We start from the raw sequence: 24,464 nt of genomic DNA, 5'->3' as shown, positions 1-24,464 counted from the left end.
CCCCACACTGCGTCGTTCGGTGGTTGTGGGTGGGGTCCGCCTGGGCTCGCCGCGGCTGTCGGGGGGTGGGGGCTCTCCGGTATGTCCCCCCCCCGCCCCCGCCCCCCCCACGACAGGAGGCATTGTTGGTAAGGCCTCTGCCGAGCATGGCTCGGCACTACATGGCCCGGTCTTTTTTTGTGGGAGCGGCGTGAGCCGCGAAGCCGAGACAATGGTCTACAGCAGGCCGTCGCGCTTCACTGCCAGATAGCGTTCCACCAATGCTGCCGGCAACTCTTCCGCCGTGACGTCCAACACCATCACCCGATGGCTGCGCAGCGCTTCATGCGCATCGCTTCGCTGCTGCAGGTAAGCGGCAATGGCACCAGCCTGTATCCCCTCGGGCACGGTTTCCACGTCGCGTGCCAAAGCCTGGTCCAGCTCGCGTTCGCGCAGACTAGCCACGCATACCAGGTGCCGCTTCTGCAGCAGGCGCACGGCTGCCAACAAGTCTTCGATATCTTCATCGCGCACGTTGGTGACCAGCATCACCAAGCTGCGCCGCGACTGCCGCAGCGACAACTCGGTTGCCGCAGCAAGATAGTCGGTAGCCACCGGCTTGGGCTGCAGGTCGTAGCTGGCACGCAGCAGGCTGTCGATCGCGCCCATGCCGCGCTTGGGTGCGACCCAGCGGCTGTCGCCGCCGCTGGCGAACAAGCCGACGCCGTCACCTTGGCGCAGCGCCAGGTACGACACCACCAGCGAAGCATTGAGCACGTGGTCGAAATGCGACAGGCCACCTTCGTCGGCCATCATCCGCCGGCCGGTGTCGATCATCATCACCAGCTGCTGGTTCTTTTCATCCTGGTACTCGCGTGAGATCAGCTTGCGCGCGCGCGAGGTAGCCTTCCAGTCGATCTGGCGCAGGCTGTCGCCGACGCGGTACTCGCGCATCTGATGAAAATCGGTGCCTTCACCACGGCGACGCTTCAGATGTGCGCCTACCAGTCGTGATGCCATCTCCGCGCTGAGCAGGGCGAAGCGGGTGAGTGGCGCGAAGTTGGGGTAGACGCGCACGGTTTGCGGCGTGCCGACCGTGCGTTGTTGCCGCCACAGGCGCAGCGGTGAGTGCAGGCGCAGATGCACGCCATCAAACACGAAGGTGCCGCGGTTGGCCGGGGTGAAGCGGTAGCTGAAACGGGTTTCGCTGGCTTTGCCCAGTTTCAACCGGCGCGGCAGGCCGTCGCTGTTCCAGCCATCGGGCAACAGGTCGAATACGTCGACGCGTTGCTTGCCGTAGGAATCCAGCTGCAGCCAGGTTTCGCGCTCGACGCCCAGGGCGAGGGAGTCGGGGAGCTCGCGTTGCACCTGTGGGCTGGGCTTGCGCCAGAGCAGCAGGAGGTCGATCAGGGCGAGCAGGGCGATTGCCGCGGCACTGATGGTCCATGCCTGCATGGGCAGGTAGTGCAGGGCCACTGGCAGGCCGAGCAGGCTCCACAACACCAGCAGGGTGATCAGTAGGGGGGCGGGTCTCACTGCGTGGCCCTGGTTGTCTGGTTTGTTGGTGTTGATGAAGAAAGAGCTGCAGCAGAAGCACCCCTCCCCAGCCCTCCGCTTCGTGCTGCGCACGCAAGGGAGGGGGCTGAGGCAAGGGCCTCGTTTGAGATGCTGGCGCTTCTTGCCGCTTTGTTCACTTGCGCGGTGCCTCCACCTTGGCGAGCAGGGCGGTCAGGGCGTCGTCGGCGGATTGGCCTTCGATCTGCAGTTCCGGGGCCAGCGCGATGCGGTGACGCAGTGCCGGCTTGGCGATCTCGCGTACGTCATCCGGGGTAACGAAGTCGCGGCCGGACAGCACTGCTTGCGCGCGTGCAGCACGCACCAAGGCGATGCTGCCGCGCGGGCCTGCGCCCAGGGCAATACCCGGCCACTTTCGGGTCGCCGCGACAATGCGCACGGCGTAATCGATTACCTGCGGGTCAACGGTGATCGCGGCCACCGCCTTCTGCAGTTCCACCACATCGGCGCCGCTGAGTACGCGTGGCACCTGGCTGAGGTTGAAGTCGCTGGCGGTGCGGCCGGTGGTGATGGCCTGCACCATCTGCTTTTCGTCTTCCAGTTGCGGGTAGTCGATCAATACCTTCAGCAGGAAACGATCCAGCTGCGCTTCCGGCAGCGGATAGGTGCCTTCCTGCTCGACCGGGTTCTGCGTGGCCATGGTCAGGAAGGGCGGCGTCAGTGCGAAGGCCTTGCCTTCGATGGTGACCTGGCCTTCCTGCATCACTTCCAGCAGCGCGGACTGGGTCTTGGCCGGGGCGCGGTTGATTTCGTCGGCCAGCAGCAGGTTGGTGAAGACCGGGCCGCGACGGATCTTGAAGCTCTCGGTCTTGGGGTCGTAGACGGCGTGGCCGCTGACGTCGCTGGGCATCAGGTCCGGGGTGAACTGCACGCGTGCGTAGTCCAGCTCCAGTGCCTGCGCCAGGGCGCGGACCAGCAGCGTCTTGCCGAGTCCGGGCACGCCCTCAATCAGTACGTGGCCGCCGGCCAGCAGGGCGATCAGGATCTGGTCGAGCACATCGCTCTGGCCGATGAAGGCATGGCCTACTGCTTCGCGGATGCGCTCGACGCGTTCAATCAGATCCGTGTTGACCGGCGCGGGAGCAGGCGTCGGCGCGGGTGCATCGCCGGGGAGGGCGGGCGGAGTGAACTCGTCGGTCATAGCTGGTTTCTCATCTGGATGAGCAAGCGGATGCGGTCGCGCAGGGCAACGTCGTCCTGCGAAGGGGGAATCTGCAGTGCGGTCTGTACGCGGCTGATCGGCCATTGCAGGTGATCGGCAATGGCTTGTGCCTGGGCATCGCCGCTCAACGCGGCGGCCACCGGCGCGCGGCGGCGCAGTCGGGCGAGGAAGGCCTGGCGTACCGCGTCATACAGCAGCGGTGACTTGCGGTAACGGTGCAGGTGTTCGCCGCTGGCGCGCACGTGCTCCAGCAGCGAGCGGCGGTCTTCGCGTGGCGAGGGTAGCAGCGCGCCGAAGCGCTGGCAGCGCATCCACAGCCACGCCAGCAGCGCGAGCAACAGCGGCACCCATACCGGCCAGCCGCGTTGGAACAGCGTCTTCCATAGCGACGGCAGCTCCATCGCGTAGATCAGGTGGGTGGTGCCCTTGCCGTAATTGGGTGCCAGCACCAGCCGGGCCAGATCGCGGTGCGGGATGTCGCGCAGGCCGGTATCGCCCGGGCCTTTACCGTTGAGCAGGAAGTCCATGTCGCCGAGCACATCGACCCGACCCAGGCCGTAACGTAGGCGGGCATAGGCCAGCGTGTCGTCGCCACCGGCATCAGCCCAGCGGCGTTCAGTACGCGCTTTTTCGGCGAGACTGAAACGGTTGCCGCTGCAGAACTCATCATGCGATTCCTGGCCCTGTACCTGCCAGACCTGGCAGCGCGCCGATACTTCGCTGGTGACTACGCCCAAGCGTTCCAACAAACCCTGTTCGTCGCCGTCCAGGTCTTCGTCGGCATCGGGTGCGCGCAGCAGCAAGTGGCCGCCGAACTGCACCCAGTCCAGCAGGCTCTCGACCTGTGCCGGGGTAAGCAGGCGCGGGTCGTCGAGCATCAGTACGGTATCGCCTGGCCGCAGCTGCATGGCGGGCAGGTTGAGCTGGCGTCTGCTTTCGGCCTTGCTGCCGTCGCGGATCAGGGTTTCGCGCAGCGCATACAGCGCGTTGTAGGTGGGCTCGCCATAGGCGGGTAGGGTGATCTCTTCGCTGGTTTTCTCGAAGTTGCGCACGAACCAGAACGCGATCAGACCAGTCAGCAACAGCAGCACGATGATCAGCGAATTACGCAGGGCGGTGTTCATGCCGGCCACCCGTACTGCTGGTGCAGCTCCTTGATCAGCCCGTCGAACTCTTCATCGCTGGGCAGGCGGCCGGCATAGGCGGCGTACTGCCAAGTGCGCACCATGCGTGCGAACAGGCTGCGGTCGGCTTCCTGCGGCATCTTGCGTGAGGCACGCAGGCACTGCGCTTCGGTGGCGCCCGGTGGCAGCACGACGTTGCCGCGCTGTACCAGCACTTCCACCGAGGCCCGGTACAAAAGCGCCAACGCGTGGCGCGGCTTGCCTTCGCGCCACAATCGGCGGGCGCTGCCGAGGATGTCCGGTGGCAGTATTTCCGGCAGCTGCAGGGCTTCCTGGGTTGCCGGTGTCTGCACGCCACGGCTGCGGCGGCCATCGCCACGGAACCACGGCAGCCACCAGCGTGCGGTCAGGGCGAGCACCACCAGCAGCACGCCAAGCAGAATCCACAGGATGCTTTCGCCGATCAGCGCGGCAAACTTGGCGATGGCGGCGAAGATCGGGCCAGCATCGGGACTGTCGCTGTCGTCGGCATCTGGCTTCTTGTCCGATGTCTTCCTCACCCAACGGGTGACGCTGCGCTTGGCACCGAGCTGTGGGTCTTCATACGCACGCGCAGCGGCCTGACGGAAGCTGGCGGTGTCGGCTGGTGCGGCGCCAAACAGCTGCTGGGGCGTGGTCGCTGTAGCGACAGCCGTGTCCGTTCCTGCTTCTGCGGCGCCTTTGTGATTGCTGTGGCTGCTGGCGCTCTGGGTTTCAGCGTTGTCCTGTGCCCGCGCCTGCAGCGATGGCAAGGCAAACACCGCCAGCAGCAACACCAGCATCGGTGCCAGCCCAGCCAAGCGCTCGCGCAGGCGACGGAAGGCGATTTCCACATCCCAGGCTTCCAGCTGGGTGCGACGGTTGAGGTAGAGACCAAAGCCGGCACCGCTATAGAACGGGCTGATCAAGGTCATCGCCAGCCACGCCAACAGATTGAAGCCTATCCACGCCCACGCGGGGGTGTCTTCGCCGATCAGCTCCCAGGTGGCGCGTAGCGATTCGGACAGCAGTTCCACCGGCACGAACATGAAGACCAGCGCGACGCCGGCAAGCTGCAGCATGGCCTCGAAATGCCAGCACACCGAGGTGAGCAGGGTGGCGTGGCCATAGGCTGCACCGCCAAGGGCATGCCGGCGTCCGCGCCGTTGGCTGGCGTCGCCACCTTCCAATAGATCGACCGGCATCAATAGCGAGCGGGCAGGGCTGAGGCGACGCCAGCCGAGATAGGCGCCGAGACCGCGCCAGCCCCAGTTCCACTGCGCGCGCAGGGTTTGAGCGGTAGTGGGCTCGGCACCAAATGCGCCGCGCGAAATCACATACAGCGGGATGCGCTCGAACGCGGGCTTGATCCACCACAGGATGAAGCCAGACAGCCAGAAATTGTCCAACCACCAACCCAGCAGGTTGAGCAGCGCGAATACCGGCAGCGTCAGCAACACCCAGGGCTTCCAGATCGCCGCAGCATGACGGCGGACCAGGGCGGTGCCCAGCTCCATTGCTTCCCATTGCGAACGCGCACGCAGTGCGACATCGAGCTGATCAATCCGCATGACCACCTCCACGCCCGCCGCGCCACAGCCACAGCAGCACTACCGTCCATAGCACGGCAGACACACTGAGCTTGCCCCACATCGGCACCCATGCGATCGAGGACCAGAACGCCTCGATGAAGGCCGCGACCAGCAGCATGAAGGCCACGCCCAGGCATAACCGCGCGCCAATCACGCCACCTTCGATCAGCGCATCGATGCGGCGCTTGCGGCCCGGCGCCAGCAGCCTCAAGCCCAGCTGCAGGCCGGCGCCGCCGGCAATCACAATGGCGGTCAGCTCGAACGGCGCGTGGCCGACTACAAAGCGCCAGAAGGGATCGCCTGAGCCTATCTGCTGCAGATGACCGGCTACCGCACCAATGGTGATGCCGTTGAACAGCAACACCAGGATGGTGCCGATGCCGGCCAGCAAGCCGCTGGCAAAGGTGCGCAGGCCGATGCTGATGTTGTTCATGATGTAGTGGCCGAACATCGCCCAGTCGGTGCCGCTGTCGCGGCCCAGGTTGTCGGCGGCGGGGTCGTACATCTTTTCCATCTGTGCGAGCTGGCGTGGGTCCATCAGCATGTGGATCAGCTCGGGCTTGTACTGCAGCAGCACGAAGATGCCGACCAGCGGAATCACGAACAGCGCGCAGGCTACCCACATCGCGGCCGCCTGACCGCGAACGGTGGTGGGGAAATCGGCGAACAGGAATTCAAGCGCACGCTGCCAGCGCGGTGCCGGTGTGCGGTACAGCAGGTTGTGGCCGCGCTGCATCAGCTGCTGCAGTTGTTCCACCAGCTGCGGGCTGTAACCACGGCGACGCGCCAGGGCCAGTTGCTGGCAGAGACGGCGGTAGCGCTGCGGGAAGGTCTCATCGCCGAGCAGATCGGGGTCGATGCTGCGCCGATCTTTGCGCGAGCGCTCGCCACGGCGTTGCAGCCAGTCCTCGAACTGCTGCCATTCGTGCTGATAGCGGGTGACGAACTGTTCCTGTCTCATCTGCGCCCCAGCAACCAGTTGGCCATTGCATACAGGCGCACTACGCCGGCCTGGCCGCGCTCCTGGCTCAGCCCGCTGACGATGTCGGCCAGCTCACGCTGGCGCCCGGGTGACAGTGCCGGTGCGCGGTCGGCGAAGGCGATCAAGGCAGCCTGTTCGTTGGGTTGCAGGGGTAGCGGCGGTGCCAGCGCGGTATCGATACGTGCCGGCGGCGTAATCGGGCGCGGCGCGGTATGGATCACCAGGGAGCCGGCAACCAGATCGCCCAAGCGGCGGCCATGCGCATCAAACAGGCAGGTAACCAGCCCTAGGGCGTACCCAAACGGCAGTGCGTCGACGGTGCGCAGCAGGTTGCGCACGATCGCCGCCATCCAGCCCAGCGGCGCGCCGTCGCGCGCAACCACGCGCAGGCCCAATACCTTCTTGCCCAGAGTGCGGCCGAACCAGACCTCCAACACGATCGGGTAGGCCCAGAACATCAGGAACATCAGTCCCAGATAGAGGCCTTGGCCCAGCTCGCCAAGCGCGATCAGCAATGGGCTCATCAGCGCCAGCACGCCAAAGCGTACGCACAGGTCGATCAGCCAGGCCAGGGCACGCGGCACCGGCCCGGCGGCGGGCAGCTGCAGGGGCACGCCTTCAGGCGTGATGACCTCGCGATAGGTGTCCAGCATCGGCCGCGCTGTGTTCATTGCAGTGGCTCCAGCAGCAAGTGCTGGCGATGCATGCGGCGGATGGAAGCCCGGAGTCCGGCCCGGACGGATGCCTGTGGCATTCGTGTCTCTGCTACGTCCCTATCAGAACGCTGACTTTAGCTGGCGGCAGCCTGAAAACCCAGCCCACCGCAGGCAGCGGTGGCTGGGCGAGGCGGGTTTCAGCGCACGGTGCGGTTGTCGTCACCACGCACGAACAGCTTCTTGATTGCAGCACCGAAGAACAGCACGCCGATCAACAGCAGCTTCCAGAACTTGGCCAGCAGCAGGCCGAGCTTGGCAAAGAGTCCGGCTTTGGCCGCCAGCCCACCGCCGATCAAGGTTGCCACCCCATAGGCGGCGACCTTGTCGGTACTGGGGTTGTGGTCGGCGTAGCGCGCGCCCTGGTCGAACTCGGCCATCGGCAGCAGCTTGTCCATGCCCTCGCGCACGAGTGCCAACTCGGACATCCCTGAGACGGCATTCAAGCTCAGGTAGCCATGCCGCCCGAGCACGCGGATGTCGTAGTTGAGGGTGTGATCGGGCTGGTCGTTGAAGGCCAGCTCGCGTGCCCAATAGAGCTTCTTGCTGCCGGCCTCATAGCGTGGCGGCACCGCCCAGCCAACCAGATCCAGCGAGCCGTAGCCGGCCTTCTCACGCTCGGGGTTGCTGTCGCGGGTATCGGCCTGCATGGTCTTGAGTAGATCGTCGTAGTCGATCTTGCTGGCATCTTCGTCGGAAACGTAGCCATCGTCGGACCAGGTAACGATCACCGCCCAGCTGTCCTGCTCGGTAAGCCCGGGGCTGCGCGGCACGATCATGCCCAGCACGCTGTCATCGGGCGGGTTTCCCCACATGTCTTCCAGCACCCGCCGCGCGTCTGCCTTGTCCAGATAGCGGAACTCGCCATCCAGATTGAAGTGGGCCTTGGCCTCGGGCACCTCGATCTGCCCACTACGGAAATGCAGCGACTGCTCGAACTGCTCCGCGCTCATGCCCTGTTCTTCCTGGGCGGAGTCCTGGGCGGAGGCGGCAAAGCAAACCACACACAGCAATGCCACAGCAGCCAACAGGCGCTGTGCCACGATTCGCATCGACTTCATGTCAAACCCTCGAAGGCGTCCCCACGCCAAGGCCGGCAGTGTGCACCCGCAAGGCAGGCGCCGACAATGCCTGCTGGTCAGCCCTGCATGCCGCGGTACTGGTCCTTGACCTTGACGTAGTGGTCGGCCGAATAGCGCAGGCCTTCGATGTCCTTCTCGCTGAGCTGGCGCATCAGCCGGGCCGGGTTGCCAGCCCACAACTCGCCACTGCGCACCACCTTGCCCGGGCCAATCACCGCGCCGGCGGCGATGAAGGCGTTGGTCTCGATTACCGCGCCATCAAGGATGCACGCGCCCATGCCGATCAGGCAGTAATCGCCGATGGTGCAGGCGTGGATGATGCAGCCATGGCCGACGGTGACGCCTTCACCGATCAGGGTCGGGTAGCCGCCCTTGTTGTAGGGGCTGTCGTGGCTGACATGGATGATGGTGCCGTCCTGCACATTGGTACGCGCACCGATGCGGACGTAATTCACATCACCACGGATCACCGTACCCGGCCACACCGACGCATCATCACCAATCTGCACATCGCCAATGATGGTGCAGGCCTCGTCGATATAGGCGCGCTCACCGATGGTGGGGGTTTTGTCGAGAAATGGGCGAATTGCGGGCATGTTGGAATTCGATGTCGGTGAGGCGTTGATGTGCATGATAGCGCGCGGCTTGGTTGCAGCTTTGCGCAGAGGCTTCAGGCACCTGGATGGCTGTCTGGAAGTCAGATGCAGCGGAGATGCATTGATGTGGCTGATGTTGGGGTGTTCGCGAAACGCACCCCTCCCCAACCCTCCCCTCCCCCTTCGGCGCAAGGGAGGGAGCTGTTTCGCGTGTTCTTTCAGCTGGCGGGGCGCCGCTTTTTGCGAAGCAAAGGGGAGGGCTGGGGAGGGGTAAGCTCTAAAGGCTCCAACAACCCCTCCCAAAAACTCACGCCACCTTGCCGCGTCGCGCCCGTTCCAGGTGCACCAGCAGCAGCGAAATCGCCGCAGGCGTCATCCCCGGAATGCGCTGCGCCTGACCAATCGTCTGCGGGCGAACACGCTCCAGCTTCTGCAATGCTTCAGTCGACAAACCACGCACCGAGCCGAAGTCGAAGCCTTCGACAATCGCCGTGTTCTCATGCCGCTGCTGGCGTTCGATCTCGTCGCGCTGGCGGTCCAGATAGCCGGCGTACTTGACGCTGATTTCCACCTGCTCGGCCACGCGCGCATCATCAACGCCTGGTCCGAGCGAGGGCACCTGCATCAACTTGGCGTAATCCAGTTCCGGGCGCTTGATCAGGTCCAGCACATTGGTTTCGCGGCTGACTGCCACGCCGGTGGCTTCGGCTACTTCGCGGCCCAGCGCATTGCCCGGCGTTGCCCAGATGCCGCGCAGGCGTGCGCTTTCGTTGGCGACGGCAGCCTGCTTGGTTTCGAACGCGGACCAGCGGCGGTCGTCGACCAGGCCCAGCTTGCGGCCGGTCGGGGTCAGGCGGGTGTCGGCATTGTCTTCGCGCAGCTGCAGCCGGTATTCGGCGCGGCTGGTGAACATGCGATACGGCTCGCTGGTGCCGTGGGTGATCAGGTCGTCGACCAGCACGCCGATATAGGCTTCGTCGCGACGCGGGCACCAGCCGTCCTTGCCCTGCACGAACAGCGCGGCGTTGATGCCGGCCAGCAGGCCCTGCGCGCCGGCTTCTTCATAGCCAGTGGTGCCGTTGATCTGGCCGGCGAAGAACAGGCCGTTGACCTGGCGGGTTTCCAGCGTGTTCTTCAGGCCGCGCGGATCGAAGAAGTCGTATTCGATGGCGTAGCCGGGGCGGGTGATATGCGCCTGTTCGAAACCACGGATGCTGCGCACCAGCTCCAGCTGCACGTCGAACGGCAGCGAGGTGGAAATGCCGTTGGGGTAGATCTCCATCACGTCCAGGCCTTCCGGCTCGACGAAGATCTGGTGGCTGTTCTTCTCGGCGAAACGCACCACCTTGTCTTCGATCGACGGGCAGTAACGCGGGCCGATGCCTTCGATCTGCCCGCTGTACAGCGGCGAGCGATGCAGGGCGCCACGGATGATGTCGTGGGTGCGCTCGCTGGTATGGGTGATCCAGCAGCTCACCTGTTGCGGATGCTCGCTGACGTCGCCCAGGTAGGACATCACCGGCAACGGATCGTCGCCGGGCTGCTCGTCCATCACGCTGTAGTCCAGCGAGCGGCCGTCGATGCGCGGCGGGGTGCCTGTCTTCAGACGATCAATGACGAACGGGCGCTCGCGCAGGCGTGCGGCCAGCGTGGTCGCCGGCGGGTCGCCCATGCGGCCGGCGGTGTATTGGGTTTCGCCGATGTGGATCTTGCCGGCGAGGAAGGTGCCGGCGGTCAGTACAACTGCGGCAGCGTGGAAGGTCAGGCCGGTCTGGGTGATGGCGCCACGCACGGCGTCGCCCTCGATCACCAGATCATCCACTGCTGCCTGGAACACGGTCAGGTTCGGCTGCGACTCGACAATGCCGCGGATCGCCATCCGGTACAGGTTGCGGTCGGCCTGGCAACGGGTGGCGCGTACGGCCGGGCCCTTGGATGCATTGAGTGTGCGCCACTGGATGCCGGCGCGATCGGCGGCATGCGCCATCGCCCCGCCGAGCGCATCGATCTCCTTGACCAGATGACCCTTGCCAATGCCGCCGATGGCCGGGTTGCAGCTCATCGCGCCGACGGTTTCGACGTTGTGGGTCAGCAGCAGGGTGCGGGCACCGCCGCGCGCTGCAGCCAGGGCTGCTTCGGTGCCAGCGTGGCCGCCGCCAATGACGATGACGTCGTAACGGTAGAAGGAGTCGCTCATGGGCGTGAGATCGGTAGAGAAGTGTGAAGTCCGTCGGCGGGGGATTCCCACCATGCGACGGCGTGTGTGGTGATTTTACTGCCAAGCGCAATCAGGTACGCATCAACCCTAAAGTTGGCACGCAACCTGCAGTTAATACATTGCACCCAACGTGGCATGCGACATAGGCGCAACAAGGTCGGAATTGGAACAGGGGCCGACCGAAGCGTACGTTGGGGTAGCAGGGGGCCGGTAGTCGGGGGACTACCGGCCTTGCAATCCAGCAAGGCCCGCCTTGGCGGGAAAGCGTTAAAAGACAAAGCCCCGGCCTAGGCCGGGGCTTTGTCTTTTAAGGCGCCGATGTCCGACAGGGCCGGAACAGGGGGGATCCAGATTTCCTGACGGACATCGACATTGAGCTGTCTGGGCGAGACCGGTTTAGGTCACTATGCGACGTAAGCGGTCACCCTTGGGGCCAAGAATGCCTGCATTTACGCCAATTGCAACCTTTTTATCGTTCCTGCTCCCTGACTCCGCGCGCTTCACGGGTTTGTGACGGCTGTCGCGCCGGCATCGGTCGCGCCTGAATAGCCGGACGAGCAGCCGGCTGTGGTCGCTGCATCGCCTGTTGCATGGGCTGGGCGCGCTGCATCGGCTGGTTGTTGGCGCGCGGCGGCGGGCGGCTCAGGTTGTCCAGGTTGCGCCATGGCGACTTGTTGCCGCCGCCGTTGACCGGCGGTGGCGGACGGGTCGGACGACCATCGTTGCCACCATTGCCGTTGCCCGGCGGACGCGGACGGTTGCCGCCATGGTTGTGGTCGCCGCCACCGCCCGGGCGCGGGCCATGGCCATTGCCATGACCCGGCGGACGCTGGCCGTTGCCGTGATATGGCGGGCGCGGGCGGTTGTAGTTGGGCCGGTAGACCGGGTAGCCATAGTTGCCGTAGCCGTAATAGCCGCTGCCATAGCCATAGCCGCCGTAGCCACTGTTCGGGTAGCCATAGGGATAGCTGTACTGCACCGAGGGGGAGCCGTGGTAATAGCCGCCCGAACCGCTGCCTACGTAGTCATACGTGGCACAGCCAGACAGGCCCAACAGCAGGCCGGTGGAAACAATCAGGCGCTTGATCATGAGAAATCCCCCCCCTCGTGGGTATGGCATCCAGCTTCGGGCCACGGCGTTGAATCGGCCCTTAATTCGCGTCTACATGGCTGAACATACAACGTGTGCGCAGATGAGATGGTCGCAGGGCCGGGGCCTGGGCTAACCTTTCACCATGAATGAACTCCCTTTGCCCGGATTTGCCGAGGTTCTGGCAGCAGCGGCGCGGATTGCCGCCCATGCGACGGTTACCCCGGTGCTGCGCTCACGCGCGCTGGATGCACTGGTCGGCGCCAGCTTGCACTTCAAGGCGGAACACCTGCAGCGCAGCGGCGCGTTCAAGTTCCGTGGCGCGTGTAACGCGGTGTGGTCGCTGGATGTGGAGCACGCCAGCCACGGCGTGGTGACGCATTCTTCGGGCAACCATGGCGCCGCACTGGCCTTGGCGGCGCGCTCACGCGGCATTCCCTGTCACGTGGTGGTGCCCGAAGGCGCGGTGGCGGCCAAGCTGGCCAATATCGAGCGCAACCAGGCCACCCTCTGGCGCTGTGCGCCCACCCAGGCCGCGCGCGAAGCTGAATGCCTTCGCGTGCAGAGCGAAACCGGGGCGACGCTGGTTCATCCCTATACCGACCCGCGGGTCATCGCCGGTCAGGGCACCGTTGCGCTGGAACTGATCCGTCAGGCCGGCACGCAGCTGGATGTACTGGTGGTGCCGGTCGGCGGCGGCGGCCTTGCGGCCGGCAGCTTGCTGGCGATGCAGCAGCTGCTGCCGAACTGCGAGCTGGTGTTGGCCGAACCGGCTGGTGCTGCCGATACCGCGCGTTCGCTGGCTGCGGGTGAACGCCTGATCGATTTCGTGCCCGACACACTGTGCGACGGCCTGCGTGGTGCGCTGGGTGCGCCCAATTTCGCCTTGCTGCACGGCGCGGCACAGGTAATCAGCGTGGACGATGCCGATACCTTGGCCGCGATGCGGCTGATCTGGCAGGTAATGAAACAGACCGTCGAGCCGTCCTCGGCGATCACCTTGGCGGCGGTGCTGGCCCAGCCGCAGCGCTTTGCCGGGCGCACAGTGGGCTTGGTGCTGTCCGGTGGCAACGTGGATCTGGATGCCTTGCCCTGGGTGCAGGCATGAAGGCAGCTGTTCGGCGTACAGGGTTGATGGGCTGGGTGTGGCGCTTATGTGTATTGCTGCTGTTGTGGCTGCTGGGCGTGGCGGCGTGGATCATCTGGGTGGGTGACCGTGACCAGGCGGCGCCTGCCGACGCCATCATCGTGCTCGGTGCTGCGGCTTACGATGCCAAGCCTTCGCCGGTGTTTGAAGAGCGCATCCGCCACGGTTTGGATCTGTACCGGCAGGGCTATGCACCTAAGTTGATTTTCACCGGCGGCTTCGGTGGCACGGGTGCGCGCTTTTCCGAATCACAGGTAGCGCGGCGTTATGCGCTGAAGCAGAAGATTCCGCGCAACGACATCCTGATCGAAACCCGCTCGCGCACCACCCGGCAGAATCTGGTCGAAGCCAAGCAGGTCATGGCCAAGCACGATATGCACAAGGTGATCGTGGTCAGCGATCCGCTGCACATGGCGCGCGCGCTGCGTCTGTCGAAGGAGTTGGGCATTGATGCGCTGGCATCGTCCACGCCGAGCACGCGCTTCCGCAGCTTCCACACCAGCTGGCGCTTTCTGCTGCAGGAAGTGTATTTCTTCCACCGCGACCTGTTTGTAAAAGGGGCTTGAGCGGTTGGGCATCCGCTCCCCGTTCCTTGTGGAAGCGGTGTAAACCGTGAAGCTGATGCACTGTCCGACGGATTGTCTGTAGTGCCCCTGCCGAGCATGGCTCGGCACTACGGGTTTGCATTTGCCCTTGTAGGAGCGGCGTAAGCCGCGAAGCTGATGCACTGTCCGTTGGATTGTCTGCAAGGCCTCTGCCGAGCATGGCTCGGCACTACGGAGCAGCATCTGCCCCTGTCCCTAATCCCTATTCCTGCGTCTTCCGTCGAATAGGAATCGCCGACAACGGCACGCTCGCCACATCCTGCCCCTGCTCGCGAATCGGCGCGCCTGGTGCCGGCGCCCAGGCATGCGCGTACACAACTTCCCAGCTGCTTGGCAGCTTGCCGTCCGCGCGGCGCATTGGCTCGTAAGCATCGCGTGCGGCAGCAAAGCGGCTGCGGCCGGTCAGCGTATGACGACGGTTGTGCATGGCGTTGGTGGCGCCAATTGCCTTGAGCTCGCGCATCAGCGTCGGCAGGTCGTCATAGGTCAGGGTGAACATGTCGCGGTCCAACACCGGATCGCGGAAGCCGGCCATCATCAAGGCATCGCCGAACTGGGCGATCTGTACGAAGTGGCTTACATGCGAGGTGTCATCGGCCTGCGCAAAGGCCTGGCGCAGTTCCACCAGCGTGTCGTGGGCAAAGGTCGAACAGACCAGCAAGCCATTGGGCTTGAGTACGCGGCGGAAGCCGGCAAACACCGCTGGCAGGTCTTCCACCCACTGCAGGCACAGGTTGCTATAGATCACGTCGACGCTGTTGTCGGCCAGCGGCAGTGCGCGGGCGTCGGCGCAGACGCGCGAGAACGGGCGCCACCAGCCGGCCTGCTTCTTGGCCTCCGCCAGCATTGGCAGGGCCAGGTCCAGGGCGATCACCTGCGCCTTGGGCCAGCGCTTCTTCATCGCGGCGGTAGCATGGGCCGGGCCGCTGCCGACGTCCAACACCACCTGCGGTTGCCGGTCTTCCAGGTAGTCCAGCGATTCCAGCAGGCGCTTGGCTACTTCCTGCTGCAGCACGGCGGCGGCGCGGTAGCTGCTGGCGGCGCGCGAGAAGGCGCGGCGGACGTGTTTTGGATCAAACAGAGAAGACATGGCGGTGATTCGGTTTCGTAATTCAGGATGGGGAGCGCGGCGGTGTTCAGGTGGCCAGGGACATCATCGGGCAGCGAGCGCCAATGGCCGCGTAACCGCTCACGCGCAGCCAGCAACAAACTGTTGCAGCAGCCCGGCAACGTGATCGGCATGGCCAAGGAAAGGCGCGTGGCCGCCACCGTCGATGGTGTGGGCGGCATGCAGGCCTGCGGGCGCCAACGCGGCAGCCTGATGCATGGCCTTGGACGGCACCAGCCGGTCGCGCTGCCCGCCTATCCACAGGCCGGGTTTGTGCAGGCCGGGCAGGCCGCCACGCAGGTCGCTGCGCTCCAGCAGGGCCAGGCCTTCATGCAGGGCGCGTGGGGCCGGTTCGCCGCGTTCGACCAGCGCATCGCGCAGGGTGCGCAGTTCGCTGCGGGCGTGCTGCGAGCCCATCACGTCCAGCGCGAGGAAGCGTTCCAGGGTGCCGCGGTAGTCCTGTTCCAGATCGCGCCCGAACTGCTCGAACACCACCGGCTCCACTGCATTGGGCCAATCGGCATCGCGAACGAAGCGCGGCGTGGCCGCCAGCATTGCCAGCCCGCGTACCTGCGGTAGCGTGGCGGCACCATGCAAGGCAACCAGCCCGCCCAGCGACCAGCCGCACCACATCGCTGCCGGCGTGGCGCTGGCGATGGCGTTGACCAGATACGGCAGCCGCAAGGGCGTGGCATCGTCGCGGCTGTGGCCATGGCCGGGCAGGTCGACCACATGCAGCTCGAAGTGCGGCGCCAGCCGCTCGACTAGCGGCGCGAAGATGCCGCCATGCAGTGCCCAGCCGTGGATCAGGACCAATGCCGGTCCGCTGCCGGTGACTTCGATATGCATGGCGTTACAACCGGTTCTCAGGCAACAGTGTTCAGGGACTTCTGGTACAGCACCACGTCGCGGGCCTTGGCGATGGCGTCTACCAGCGCCTTGACCTGCTCGACGGTATGCAGCGCCGACATGGTCACGCGCAGGCGTGCCTTGCCTTCGGGCACGGTCGGCGGACGGATCGCACTGACCAGGAAGCCGGACTGCTCCAGCGTCGCCGACAAGGCCATCACCGTGGCTTCGTCGCCACAGAGCAACGGTTGGATCGGGGTTTCCGAGGCCATCAGTTCCAGCCCGTTGCGGCGCGCGCCCTCGCGGAAGCAGGTGATCAGTTCAGTGAGTTTTTCGCGGCGCCAGTGGTCGCGGCGCGCCAGCTTCACCGCCGCCAGCGAGGCGGCAGCCTGTGCTGGCGGCAGGGCGGTGGTGTAGATGTAGGGGCGTGCGGTTTCGGCCAGGTGCTGGATCAGTGCGTCCTCGCCCAGCACCACTGCGCCGTGGCTGCCAAGTGCTTTGCCCAGGGTAGCCAGTTGCAACGGAACCTCCTTCACGCCCAGCCCGGCATCGGCCACGCAGCCGCGGCCGTGTTCGCCGATCACGCCAATGCCGTGAGCGTCGTCCACGTAGAACAGCGCCTCCTGCATGCGTGCCACCAGCGACAGCGAGCGCAGCGGGGCGATGTCGCCATCCATGCTGAACACACCGTCGGTGACCAGCATGGCAGCGCCGTCGGCGGTGTTCTTGAGCTGGCGCATGGCGCCTTCGCTGTCCAGATGTGGATAGCGGCGCAGGCGGCAGCCGGCCAGGCGGCTGGCATCGAGCAGGCTGGCGTGGTTGAGCCGGTCCTGCACGCAGATATCGGTTTCTTCGGTGAGCAGTGCTTGCTGCACGGCCAGGTTGGCCATGAAGCCGCTGTCGAACAACAGGGCGCGCGGATAGCCGAGCCAGTCGGCCATCTCGCGTTCCAGCTGCTCGTGCACGCTGTGGTGACCACAGACCAGGTGCGAGGCGGTGCTGCCGGCGCCTTCGCGGCCGGCGGCGTCCTGCAGCGCGGCGATCACCTCGAACTGTTGCGACAGGCCGAGGTAGTCGTTGCTGCAGAAGCCGGTCAACCAGCGGCCGTCCAGCTCCAGTCGCACGCCATCGCGGCGGCTGATGCTGCGCCGGGTGCGGATGCGGCCTTGGGCAAGCCGCAGCTTGCGCTGGGCGTTGATGCGGTCGTGGATGTCGGGACGGGCCATGGCAAGGTTCATGGTCAAGCGGGCGGCTAGCGTACCCGGTTGCCTGTAAGAATGCCCAAGCGGCGCCCCGCGGGCGGGGCGCCAGCCAGGTCAGGCGCTGCGGGCGCAGAGCGGGGCGATATCCAGGTGCACCGTGCCGGGGTGGTCGTGGTCGTCGGCGTCCACATTCACCTGCATCGGGCTGATGCCGAGGCGGGCGAACAGGGCCTGGTCGCGCTCGGTGTCCGGGTTGCCGGTGGTCAGCAGCTTTTCGCCGTAGAAGATGGAGTTGGCGCCGGCCAGGAAGCACAGTGCCTGCAGCTCGTCGCTCATGCTCTCGCGGCCGGCCGACAGCCGCACCATCGAGCGCGGCATCACGATGCGGGCGACCGCGATCATGCGCACGAACTCGAACGGGTCCAGCTCGGCACTGCCGTGCAGGGGCGTACCGGCAACCTGCACCAGACGGTTGATCGGCACCGAGTCCGGATGCGCCGGCAGGTTGGCCAGCGCCTGCAGCAGGCCGGCGCGGTGTTCGCGGGTCTCGCCCATGCCGACGATGCCGCCGCAGCAGGTCTTCATGCCGGCGTTGCGCACGTGTTCCAGCGTATCCAGGCGGTCCTGGTACTGGCGGGTATGGATGATGGAGTCGTAGTAATCCGGCGCGGTGTCCAGATTGTGGTTGTAGTAGTCCAGCCCGGCGTCCTTCAGCGCCTGCGCCTGGTGGCCTTCGAGCATGCCCAGGGTGGCGCAGGTCTCCAGACCCAGCGACTTCACCTCGCGGATCATCGCCGCGACCTTGGGGATGTCACGGTCCTTGGGCGAGCGCCAGGCCGCACCCATGCAGAAGCGCGAGGCGCCGGCCTGCTTGGCGGCGCGGGCGCGGGCCACCACGCTGTCGGTGTCCATCAGCTTCTGCGCGTCCACGCCGGTGTCGTAGCGCTGGGCCTGCGGGCAGTAGGCGCAGTCTTCCGGGCAACCGCCGGTCTTGACCGAGAGCAGGGTGGAAACCTGTACCTGCGCCGGGTCGAAGTGCTGGCGATGCACGCTGGCTGCGCGATGCAGCAGCTCGGGGAAGGGCAGTTCGAGCAGGGACAGCAGCTCTTCGCGCTTCCAGTCGTGGCGGATGACGGTGGACATCGGTATTACCTGACAGATGGGGCGATGGAAGCGGCGCAGTCTGGTCAGCATACACATTGCTGTCAACTATCTAATGAAAGGTCTGGTTTACAGGATTGGGAGCCAGTTATCGGCGCTGCTGTTCCCGCCGCGCTGCCTGGTCTGCGGCGAGGATGGCTTGCCGGGGCGGGATCTGTGCCTGGCCTGCAGCGCCGGACTGCCATGGCAACGGGCCGCTTGCCGGCGTTGTGCGCTGCCCTTACCGGGCGTCGATGCCGGTGGGGTGTGCGGCGCCTGCCAGCGCTCGAGCTCGCCCCTGCAATCGACGCTGGCGGCCTTCACATATAGCGCGCCGGTTGACGGCTTGTTACTGCGGTTCAAATTCCACCATGACCTCAGCGCCGGGCGACTGTTGTCGACCTTGTTGCTGGATGCAGTGCGCGACGCCGAGCGCCCGCAGGCGATCGTGCCGGTACCGCTGCACCTGTCACGGCTGCGCCAGCGCGGTTATGACCAGGCCTGGGAGCTGGCCAAGCCGGTGGCGCGCGCGCTGCAGCTGCCGCTGTGCCGTGGCCTGCATCGGCGGCGTTCAACCCAGCCGCAATCGGAGTTGGACGCATCGGAGCGCAAACGTAATCTGCGCGGCGCCTTCATCGCGGTGGGGCAGTTGCCCGCACATGTGGTGCTGCTCGATGACGTGATGACCACCGGTGCTACCTTGCATGCAGCCGCGCTCACTCTGCACCGCGCCGGCGTGCAGCGGGTGGATGCCTGGGTCTGTGCGCGAGTGCCGTGATTGCCGTCTGTGTGATCACAAGGCCGTATCTGCGCCGCAACTGGCTTGAATTCACGCATGTCATCTCTACATGCCATTACTACGGCTATGGGCCTAGACTGGGATTGAAAGGCCTTTACACCTGTTCAACATAAGGAGACAGACATGGGTGCTTCCCCGGGATTTCCTGCTGGATCGCTGTTTGGCACATTGACGCGCAACTGGTGGGTGCTGCTGCTGTTTGGCCTGTTTGCTGTGATATTCGGCGTACTGGCGGTAATGGCGCCGGTGCGTACCGCGGCCGTTCTGGCGTGGTGGCTCGGCATCATGGCCATTGTTGAAGGCGTGGTGGTGCTGGTCTCTGCCTTCAATGGCTCTGCACCGGTGTCGCGCGGTTGGGCGCTGTTCTATGCGCTGGCTTCCATTGCCTTTGGCGTATTGGCGGTGATCAACCCGCTGGCCACGGCGAGCGTGCTGCTGCTGTTCCTGGCCGCCTGGCTGGTGGTTGGCGGCATCTACCGCATCGTGTTTGCCATCCGCGTGCGCAAGCAGATCACGGGCGAGTGGATGCTGATCGTCAGCGGTCTGCTGGCAGTGGCCTTGGGCGTGATGTTCGCACTCAACCCGATTGCCGGACTGGCAGTGACTTCGCTGTGGATCGGCGTGCTGGCCTTGATCTACGGCGTGCTGCAGATAATCGCAGCGTTCCGCCTGCGTTCGCTGGGCAAGTCCATCGGCGCGATGTGACGTCGCATTTTGTAGGAGCGGCGTAAGCCGCGAAGCAGATAGTCCATCAGATCCACAGAGGGCTGTGCTATCCGACATTGTTGGCTTCGCGGCTTACGCCGCTCCTACAAAGGGACAGCGGCACCGCAATAGAGAAACGGCCCGCTATGCGGGCCGTTTCTTCAATCCAGGTACTGGCTGGCAACAATGCCGGCAAACAAGACAGCGCCGACCCAGTTGTTGTGCAGGAAGGCCTTGAAGCAAGGCTCTCGCTCGCGGTCGCGGCACAGCCAGAACTCATAAACCACCAACGCTACCGCCACACCGATGCCGGCCCAGTAAGCCCAGCCCAGCCCCGCGCGCTGCCCAACCAAGGCCATCGCAGCAAAGAACAGCGCGTACAGGATGCCCTGGATGACCAGGTCCAGATCGCCGAACAGGATGGCGGTGGAATGCGAGCCCACCTTCAGGTCATCGTCGCGGTCAACCATGGCGTACCAGGTGTCATAGGCGGTGGACCAGAGGATGTTGGCGGCGTACAGCACCCAGCCCAGCGGCGGAACTTCGCCCTGGATGGCGGCGAAGGCCATCGGGATGCCCCAGCCGAAGGCCATGCCCAGATACACCTGCGGCAGATGCGTGTAGCGCTTCAGGTAGGGATAGCTGGCGGCCAGGAACACGCCGATGAAGCTGAGCCCGATGGTCAGGGCGTTCAGGGTCAACACCAGCGCGAACGCGACCAGCATCAATCCGGCGAACAGCATCAACGCCGCGCGGCCGGAGATCGCGCCGGTGGCCAGCGGTCGGTCCTTGGTGCGTTTGACGTGCGGGTCCAGCCAGCGGTCGGCGTAGTCATTGATGACGCAGCCGGCCGAGCGGGTCAGCCAGACGCCGGCACTGAACACGAACAGTATCCACAGCGGCGGCAGGCCGTCGGCAGCCAGCCACAGCGCCCACCAGGTGGGCCACAGCAACAGCAAGGTGCCGATCGGGCGGTCGGCGCGCATCAATTTCCAGTAGTGCCCGAACCGCGAGGTTGTAGCTGCGGTGGACGGTGTAGTTGGCAGACGGCTCATGTGTAAAGGTTACCAGCTGGGCAGGTTTTTCCCGCCCAACTGCAGCGATCCAAAGGTGGGGGCAGACCTGCGGCCGCTTTTGCCGTTAGAATGCGCGTCCGCCCGGCTCAGCCGGTCGGAGCACAATGCGCCCGTAGCTCAGCCGGATAGAGTAGTGGCTTCCGAAGCCATTGGTCGGGGGTTCGAATCCCTCCGGGCGCGCCAGATTGAAGTCTGGGCTTGTCCCAGACTGTCAGAAACCCCAGAGAAATCTGGGGTTTCTGCGTTTCAGCCATTCAATGTCGTGTGTAGGAACCCTGGCCAGGAACGTCCGTGCCGACCGAGGTGTGGGCGACGCGCGATGGCGGAGCCCCGGGCACCTGCAATCACACCGATTCTGGCGGTGATGGTTTGCAGGCGTCTTCAGCTGCTACTAGCGTTGCCGCAGTGCCGGCCCCTCAGAGGTTGATGCGCACCCCAAGCTGGAATGCACGGCCCGGCAAGGGCGCGATGTACTTCAGTGGTGAGTTGTGCGGGCGGGCATCGGCATCGAGCAGGTTTGAGCCATTGAGAAACACCTCGATCGCGCTGATGTAGCCACCACGTGGCTGGAAACGGCGGCTTACCTGCATGTCCAGCATGTTGAAGCCATCCAGCGGGATTTCCTCGCTGACATTCTTCCCCAGGTACTTCTGCTTGTCGTAATAGGTGCTGGAGATGCCGGTCTTCCAGTCGCCCTTCTGCCACGCAATGTTTGCGCCATAGCGATTGGTTGGCATGTTGGGCAGGTATTGACCGTCGTTGTGCGCGCGCAGCGAATCCGGATGGTCTGCGCGGTTTTTCACCAGATCGGAGAAGGCGGACAGGTTCAGCGTGCCGTAGCGGCCGAGCTCCAACGTCTGGGAAACATCGACTTCAAAGCCCTTCACCGTGGTGTCGGTCTGCTTCCAGTATTTCAAGGGAAGGCGGTTGGCAGTCTGCAAGCCGGAGTGGCCTTGGTAGAGGAAGTTCTCGTACTTCATGACATAGCCGGTCACGGACATGTCAAAGCCACGGTTGTTGAACAGCAGGGCGAATTCGGTATTTCTGGCCCGCTCGGGTTTCAGGTTCTGGTTTCCTTCTTCCTGGGTCATGACCGAGTAGTGGGCGTTGCTGGCGTACAGCTCATTGACCTCAGGTGCCCGTTGCGAGGACGAGTAGCGGGCCTTGACGCTGAGTCGGCTGCCGAGCTCGACAAGCGCCCCCAGGTTGTAGCTGTTGAGCGTGAACGACCTGTCCTCCAGTTTCGAGTTGGCCGAATTGCGTGAGGTCTTGAAGGCACTGCTGCGGATGTCATGATCCACGCGCTCGTGGCGGAACCCCGCATCGACCGACGCGCCATCGAAGTCGAGGCTCTGTTTCAGGAACACCGCATTGGTCACGCTCTGCACATCGGGCAGGTAGCGCAGTGTGCCGCTGCCGCTGATATCGCGCGTGCGCTGGCTGAGCCCGAGCAGGCCGCTGAGCGGACCGGCACGGCGCTGTGCCAGCAGCGCTTCGGCCTGGTAGCTATCGAACTGGTACTCGTTGGCCTTGCTTGTCCCCAGCTGTTCGGCCGAGGTGTTGCTCAGCTGCGACACGCGCAGATCCGCACTTTCAAACAGCGGAAGCGGATCCAACACATTGGCCTGCAGCGCGTACTTGGTCTGCTTAAGCACGACGCCGACCGGGCGACCTTGGCTATGGTCGGAGCCGAAGGACAGGTTCTCCATCGAGAAGCCCGGCACGCCGTAGTCGCTGTCCTTGGCGTCGATGCTGATGCCGATGTAGCCGCGGTCGAAGAAGTAGGTCGAACCGGCGGCAATGTTTGTGTTGCGGAAGTAGCTGTTGCCCAAGGTGCCGCGGTAGTTGGGGGTGACGTCGCGGTTGATCTTGTTCTGCACATACGAAGGCGTGCCGGCCACATAGTCCGGGTTTGCCGGGTTCACGTAGGTCTTGCCCTGCCAGACCGATGACGGCTTGTTGGTATAGAACGAGAAGCTGCCGTCCGCCCAGTCCGGGTTTTCGGTCATGAACTGGTCGATATATGGCTGCGATGCCTTGTTGTAGACCTGCTGGATGCGGGCCTCCTTCTGGCAGCTGTCGGCCAGGCCGCTGTTGACCCCGCCGCCGGCCGGAAACAATCGGCTGTCGCAGACGCTGGCCTTGCTGTTGCCTGGGATGTCGTAGTGCGAGATCCGTTGATGCGACATCTGCAGATTGGTCGATAGATTGCGCTGGTTGTTGAAATTCATCCGGAAGCCCTGCGCGTCGGCGGCATTGAAGCCCTGCCTGAGCACCAGCTCCATCTCCTGGTCCTTGTCTTCCATCTTGGTGGAGATGATGCCGGAGTCGACATCGACGCTGCCGCCGATCGCATTGCCGCCATGGCGGACGCTGTCCGAAGACTTGTTGACGCTGATGCTGCGTACGAACAACGGGTCGAACGGGATGGCGATGTCGCCGCTGAGTGCGTTCATGCCGAGGATGGACTGGCCATCTTCCAGCACCTGCACGCGGTTGCCGCTCAGGCTGCGAATGACCGGCGCGCCTGCGTTCGGGCCGAACGCGCTGTTCTGCACGCCCGGCACGTGCTCCAGCATGCCGCCCAGGGTCCGGTTCTGCGTCTGGGAGTTCTCGACGACAACGATGCTGTCGATCCTTGAAGCCTTGTCTGCCCGGACCTTGATGGTGGGCAGGGTGGTGTCGTCCGCGGCGTAGGCGCTCTGGACAACGAGCAGCACGGCGGCTGCAAGTACGTGTTGACGCATGGATCATCCCCGTTGAAATTGGAATGTTATAATATATCGTTTAAGGAAAAGCGAGAGTCAATCCGCTGCCGTCCGGGTGCGGCGTACTCCGCAGGTGCGGCGTTTGCCGGGGAGATCGTCCGCGCGGTGTTGCCTTGGACTTCAGGGGTAGCAAGCCTGGCTCGAGACGATAGGAGACCTGCTCGCCCGTTCTGCCACCATTGCTGCGAAGCACCCGAAGCACCCGAAGCACCCGAAGCACCCGAAGTACCCGAAGTACCCGAAGTACCCGAAGCTCCCGAAGCTCCCGAAGCTCCCGAAGCGCCCGAAGCAGCCAGGCATGGCCGGAATGCCGGGTCGCTTGGCTGGATGGAGACCGTTGTTGTCGCTGCCCGCTGGCAAGCCAGGTTTGCACGGAATCCCAACTTATCGGATGATAGTGATTCCTATTCGCAATATTTGCCCATGGCCAACGCTTCGCCGGCATCGGCGCCTGATTCCCTGCAGGGCCTGTATGTCGCGCACCATGGGTGGTTGCTGCAGTGGCTGCGGCGACGCATGTCCGCGGACGAGGCGGCAGCGGATCTGGCGCAAGACACCTTCGTGCGCCTGCTGCAGAAGCCACAGCTGCCAGCGCTGGAGCAGCCGCGTGCCTACCTGACCCGCATTGCCAATGGGTTGGTCATCAACCTGTGGCAGCGCCGCGCGCTGGAGCGGGCATGGCTGGATGTGCTGGCAAGCCTGCCTGAGTGCTTGGTGCCTGATGAGGAACAGCGGCAGATAGCACTGGAGGCATTGCTGCGCATCGACCGCATGCTGGATGCATTGCCGGCGCGGGCACGTGAGGCCTTCCTGCTGTCGCAGTTGGATGGGCTTACCTATGCGGTGATCGCCGAGCGCATGGGCGTCACCGAGCGCACCATCAAGCGCGACATCGTGCTGGCGCTTGCGGCCTGCCTCGAGGCGATGGACTGAT

Annotated in this window: 21 protein-coding genes and 1 tRNA gene; 6 read left to right on the top strand and 16 right to left on the bottom strand. The window is 64.7% G+C overall.

All coding sequences use genetic code 11. The features are described from left to right. Nucleotides 1-216 precede the first annotated feature (216 nt). The 10 genes from ACVOLR_RS09345 to ACVOLR_RS09300 all read right to left on the bottom strand — a co-directional run bounded on the left by ACVOLR_RS09345 (nt 217) and on the right by ACVOLR_RS09300 (nt 12,131). Nucleotides 217-1,515, bottom strand: a complete 1,299-nt coding sequence (locus tag ACVOLR_RS09345) for a DUF58 domain-containing protein (RefSeq protein WP_481536215.1) — start codon at nt 1,513-1,515, stop codon at nt 217-219. 154 nt (nt 1,516-1,669) lie between these two features. Continuing rightward, nucleotides 1,670-2,695, bottom strand: coding sequence for an AAA family ATPase (locus ACVOLR_RS09340; protein ID WP_481536214.1), 1,026 nt, complete (start codon nt 2,693-2,695; stop codon nt 1,670-1,672). After that, entirely contained in the window at nt 2,692-3,840 is a 1,149-nt protein-coding gene (locus ACVOLR_RS09335) for a DUF4350 domain-containing protein (protein WP_481536213.1), read from the bottom strand. Before ACVOLR_RS09335 ends, ACVOLR_RS09340 begins: the two co-directional genes overlap by 4 nt. Continuing rightward, on the bottom strand, nt 3,837-5,429 hold the full coding sequence (locus ACVOLR_RS09330; RefSeq protein WP_481536212.1) for a DUF4129 domain-containing protein: 1,593 nt from the start codon (nt 5,427-5,429) through the stop codon (nt 3,837-3,839). The genes ACVOLR_RS09335 and ACVOLR_RS09330 overlap by 4 nt, the downstream gene beginning before the upstream one ends. Then, nucleotides 5,419-6,411: a stage II sporulation protein M gene (locus ACVOLR_RS09325; protein ID WP_481536211.1), complete on the bottom strand. Its 993-nt coding sequence runs from the start codon at nt 6,409-6,411 to the stop codon at nt 5,419-5,421. The genes ACVOLR_RS09330 and ACVOLR_RS09325 overlap by 11 nt, the downstream gene beginning before the upstream one ends. Beyond that, nucleotides 6,408-7,103 carry an RDD family protein gene (locus ACVOLR_RS09320; protein WP_481536210.1) on the bottom strand — a complete coding sequence of 232 codons (696 nt, stop codon included), beginning with the start codon at nt 7,101-7,103 and terminating at the stop codon, nt 6,408-6,410. The genes ACVOLR_RS09325 and ACVOLR_RS09320 overlap by 4 nt, the downstream gene beginning before the upstream one ends. Nucleotides 7,104-7,285: 182 nt before the next feature. Beyond that, nucleotides 7,286-8,206, bottom strand: a complete 921-nt coding sequence (locus ACVOLR_RS09315) for a DUF2167 domain-containing protein (protein WP_481536209.1) — start codon at nt 8,204-8,206, stop codon at nt 7,286-7,288. 77 nt (nt 8,207-8,283) lie between these two features. Further along, the gene (locus ACVOLR_RS09310; RefSeq protein WP_481536208.1) at nt 8,284-8,823 is read right to left on the bottom strand and encodes a gamma carbonic anhydrase family protein; all 540 of its coding nucleotides are present in this window, start codon (nt 8,821-8,823) and stop codon (nt 8,284-8,286) included. A 307-nt stretch (nt 8,824-9,130) separates the two neighbouring features. After that, on the bottom strand, nt 9,131-11,020 hold the full coding sequence (gene mnmG, locus ACVOLR_RS09305) for a tRNA uridine-5-carboxymethylaminomethyl(34) synthesis enzyme MnmG (protein ID WP_481536207.1): 1,890 nt from the start codon (nt 11,018-11,020) through the stop codon (nt 9,131-9,133). Nucleotides 11,021-11,510: 490 nt separating this feature from the next. Then, on the bottom strand, nt 11,511-12,131 hold the full coding sequence (locus ACVOLR_RS09300) for a hypothetical protein (RefSeq protein WP_481536206.1): 621 nt from the start codon (nt 12,129-12,131) through the stop codon (nt 11,511-11,513). A 145-nt stretch (nt 12,132-12,276) separates the two neighbouring features. On the opposite strand from ACVOLR_RS09300, the gene ACVOLR_RS09295 reads away from it, so the two are divergent. Together ACVOLR_RS09295 and ACVOLR_RS09290 are read left to right on the top strand one after the other, a co-directional pair. After that, nucleotides 12,277-13,239, top strand: a complete 963-nt coding sequence (locus tag ACVOLR_RS09295; protein ID WP_481536205.1) for a pyridoxal-phosphate dependent enzyme — start codon at nt 12,277-12,279, stop codon at nt 13,237-13,239. Next, complete coding sequence (locus ACVOLR_RS09290; RefSeq protein ID WP_481536204.1) at nt 13,236-13,844, top strand: YdcF family protein; 609 nt, start codon at nt 13,236-13,238, stop codon at nt 13,842-13,844. Before ACVOLR_RS09295 ends, ACVOLR_RS09290 begins: the two co-directional genes overlap by 4 nt. A gap of 241 nt (nt 13,845-14,085) precedes the next feature. Here the strand turns inward: ACVOLR_RS09290 and bioC are convergent, their stop codons facing one another. The 4 genes from bioC to bioB all read right to left on the bottom strand — a co-directional run bounded on the left by bioC (nt 14,086) and on the right by bioB (nt 18,185). Then, a complete protein-coding gene (gene bioC, locus ACVOLR_RS09285) occupies nt 14,086-14,973 on the bottom strand; it encodes a malonyl-ACP O-methyltransferase BioC (RefSeq protein WP_481536203.1) in 888 nt (295 codons plus the stop codon). 99 nt (nt 14,974-15,072) lie between these two features. Then, nucleotides 15,073-15,840, bottom strand: a complete 768-nt coding sequence (bioH, locus tag ACVOLR_RS09280) for a pimeloyl-ACP methyl ester esterase BioH (RefSeq protein WP_481536202.1) — start codon at nt 15,838-15,840, stop codon at nt 15,073-15,075. 17 nt (nt 15,841-15,857) lie between these two features. Beyond that, nucleotides 15,858-17,066, bottom strand: a complete 1,209-nt coding sequence (bioF, locus tag ACVOLR_RS09275) for an 8-amino-7-oxononanoate synthase (protein WP_481536201.1) — start codon at nt 17,064-17,066, stop codon at nt 15,858-15,860. Between the two features lie 90 nt (nt 17,067-17,156). Next, nucleotides 17,157-18,185, bottom strand: coding sequence for a biotin synthase BioB (gene bioB / locus ACVOLR_RS09270; RefSeq protein ID WP_481536200.1), 1,029 nt, complete (start codon nt 18,183-18,185; stop codon nt 17,157-17,159). 73 nt (nt 18,186-18,258) lie between these two features. Here bioB and ACVOLR_RS09265 point away from each other — a divergent pair, with 73 nt between their 5' ends. Together ACVOLR_RS09265 and ACVOLR_RS09260 are read left to right on the top strand one after the other, a co-directional pair. Continuing rightward, nucleotides 18,259-18,960 carry a double zinc ribbon domain-containing protein gene (locus ACVOLR_RS09265; RefSeq protein ID WP_481536199.1) on the top strand — a complete coding sequence of 234 codons (702 nt, stop codon included), beginning with the start codon at nt 18,259-18,261 and terminating at the stop codon, nt 18,958-18,960. Between the two features lie 144 nt (nt 18,961-19,104). Next, nucleotides 19,105-19,686, top strand: coding sequence for an HdeD family acid-resistance protein (locus ACVOLR_RS09260; RefSeq protein WP_481536198.1), 582 nt, complete (start codon nt 19,105-19,107; stop codon nt 19,684-19,686). A gap of 161 nt (nt 19,687-19,847) precedes the next feature. Here the strand turns inward: ACVOLR_RS09260 and ubiA are convergent, their stop codons facing one another. Beyond that, nucleotides 19,848-20,741, bottom strand: coding sequence for a 4-hydroxybenzoate octaprenyltransferase (ubiA, locus tag ACVOLR_RS09255; RefSeq protein WP_481536197.1), 894 nt, complete (start codon nt 20,739-20,741; stop codon nt 19,848-19,850). Between the two features lie 127 nt (nt 20,742-20,868). Between ubiA and ACVOLR_RS09250 the strand changes: the two genes are divergently transcribed. Beyond that, a tRNA-Arg gene (locus tag ACVOLR_RS09250) sits at nt 20,869-20,945 on the top strand. 233 nt (nt 20,946-21,178) lie between these two features. Here the strand turns inward: ACVOLR_RS09250 and ACVOLR_RS09245 are convergent. Beyond that, nucleotides 21,179-23,509, bottom strand: coding sequence for a TonB-dependent receptor (locus ACVOLR_RS09245; RefSeq protein WP_481536196.1), 2,331 nt, complete (start codon nt 23,507-23,509; stop codon nt 21,179-21,181). Nucleotides 23,510-23,953: 444 nt separating this feature from the next. Here ACVOLR_RS09245 and ACVOLR_RS09240 point away from each other — a divergent pair, with 444 nt between their 5' ends. Further along, nucleotides 23,954-24,463, top strand: coding sequence for a sigma-70 family RNA polymerase sigma factor (locus ACVOLR_RS09240; RefSeq protein ID WP_481536195.1), 510 nt, complete (start codon nt 23,954-23,956; stop codon nt 24,461-24,463). Nucleotide 24,464 lies beyond the last annotated feature (1 nt).

It is taken from the genome of Stenotrophomonas sp. STEN030 (assembly GCF_056759995.1).
Note: the sequence above shows the minus strand (reverse complement) of the source record. Positions and strands in the feature narration are given on the sequence as shown.

Excerpts from the sequence above, each read along its gene's own strand:
- mnmG (WP_481536207.1), bottom strand. The coding sequence starts at position 11,020 with ATGAGCGACTCCTTCTACCGTTACGACGTCATCGTCATTGGCGGCGGC.
- ACVOLR_RS09260 (WP_481536198.1), top strand. The coding sequence starts at position 19,105 with ATGGGTGCTTCCCCGGGATTTCCTGCTGGATCGCTGTTTGGCACATTG.
- ACVOLR_RS09315 (WP_481536209.1), bottom strand. The coding sequence starts at position 8,206 with ATGAAGTCGATGCGAATCGTGGCACAGCGCCTGTTGGCTGCTGTGGCA.
- ACVOLR_RS09290 (WP_481536204.1), top strand. The coding sequence starts at position 13,236 with ATGAAGGCAGCTGTTCGGCGTACAGGGTTGATGGGCTGGGTGTGGCGC.
- ACVOLR_RS09245 (WP_481536196.1), bottom strand. The coding sequence starts at position 23,509 with ATGCGTCAACACGTACTTGCAGCCGCCGTGCTGCTCGTTGTCCAGAGC.
- bioC (WP_481536203.1), bottom strand. The coding sequence starts at position 14,973 with ATGTCTTCTCTGTTTGATCCAAAACACGTCCGCCGCGCCTTCTCGCGC.
- ACVOLR_RS09240 (WP_481536195.1), top strand. The coding sequence starts at position 23,954 with ATGGCCAACGCTTCGCCGGCATCGGCGCCTGATTCCCTGCAGGGCCTG.
- ubiA (WP_481536197.1), bottom strand. The coding sequence starts at position 20,741 with ATGAGCCGTCTGCCAACTACACCGTCCACCGCAGCTACAACCTCGCGG.
- ACVOLR_RS09325 (WP_481536211.1), bottom strand. The coding sequence starts at position 6,411 with ATGAGACAGGAACAGTTCGTCACCCGCTATCAGCACGAATGGCAGCAG.
- ACVOLR_RS09295 (WP_481536205.1), top strand. The coding sequence starts at position 12,277 with ATGAATGAACTCCCTTTGCCCGGATTTGCCGAGGTTCTGGCAGCAGCG.
- bioF (WP_481536201.1), bottom strand. The coding sequence starts at position 17,066 with ATGGCCCGTCCCGACATCCACGACCGCATCAACGCCCAGCGCAAGCTG.
- ACVOLR_RS09300 (WP_481536206.1), bottom strand. The coding sequence starts at position 12,131 with ATGATCAAGCGCCTGATTGTTTCCACCGGCCTGCTGTTGGGCCTGTCT.
- ACVOLR_RS09335 (WP_481536213.1), bottom strand. The coding sequence starts at position 3,840 with ATGAACACCGCCCTGCGTAATTCGCTGATCATCGTGCTGCTGTTGCTG.
- ACVOLR_RS09310 (WP_481536208.1), bottom strand. The coding sequence starts at position 8,823 with ATGCCCGCAATTCGCCCATTTCTCGACAAAACCCCCACCATCGGTGAG.
- bioH (WP_481536202.1), bottom strand. The coding sequence starts at position 15,840 with ATGCATATCGAAGTCACCGGCAGCGGACCGGCATTGGTCCTGATCCAC.
- ACVOLR_RS09340 (WP_481536214.1), bottom strand. The coding sequence starts at position 2,695 with ATGACCGACGAGTTCACTCCGCCCGCCCTCCCCGGCGATGCACCCGCG.
- ACVOLR_RS09265 (WP_481536199.1), top strand. The coding sequence starts at position 18,259 with ATGAAAGGTCTGGTTTACAGGATTGGGAGCCAGTTATCGGCGCTGCTG.
- ACVOLR_RS09330 (WP_481536212.1), bottom strand. The coding sequence starts at position 5,429 with ATGCGGATTGATCAGCTCGATGTCGCACTGCGTGCGCGTTCGCAATGG.
- ACVOLR_RS09320 (WP_481536210.1), bottom strand. The coding sequence starts at position 7,103 with ATGAACACAGCGCGGCCGATGCTGGACACCTATCGCGAGGTCATCACG.
- bioB (WP_481536200.1), bottom strand. The coding sequence starts at position 18,185 with ATGTCCACCGTCATCCGCCACGACTGGAAGCGCGAAGAGCTGCTGTCC.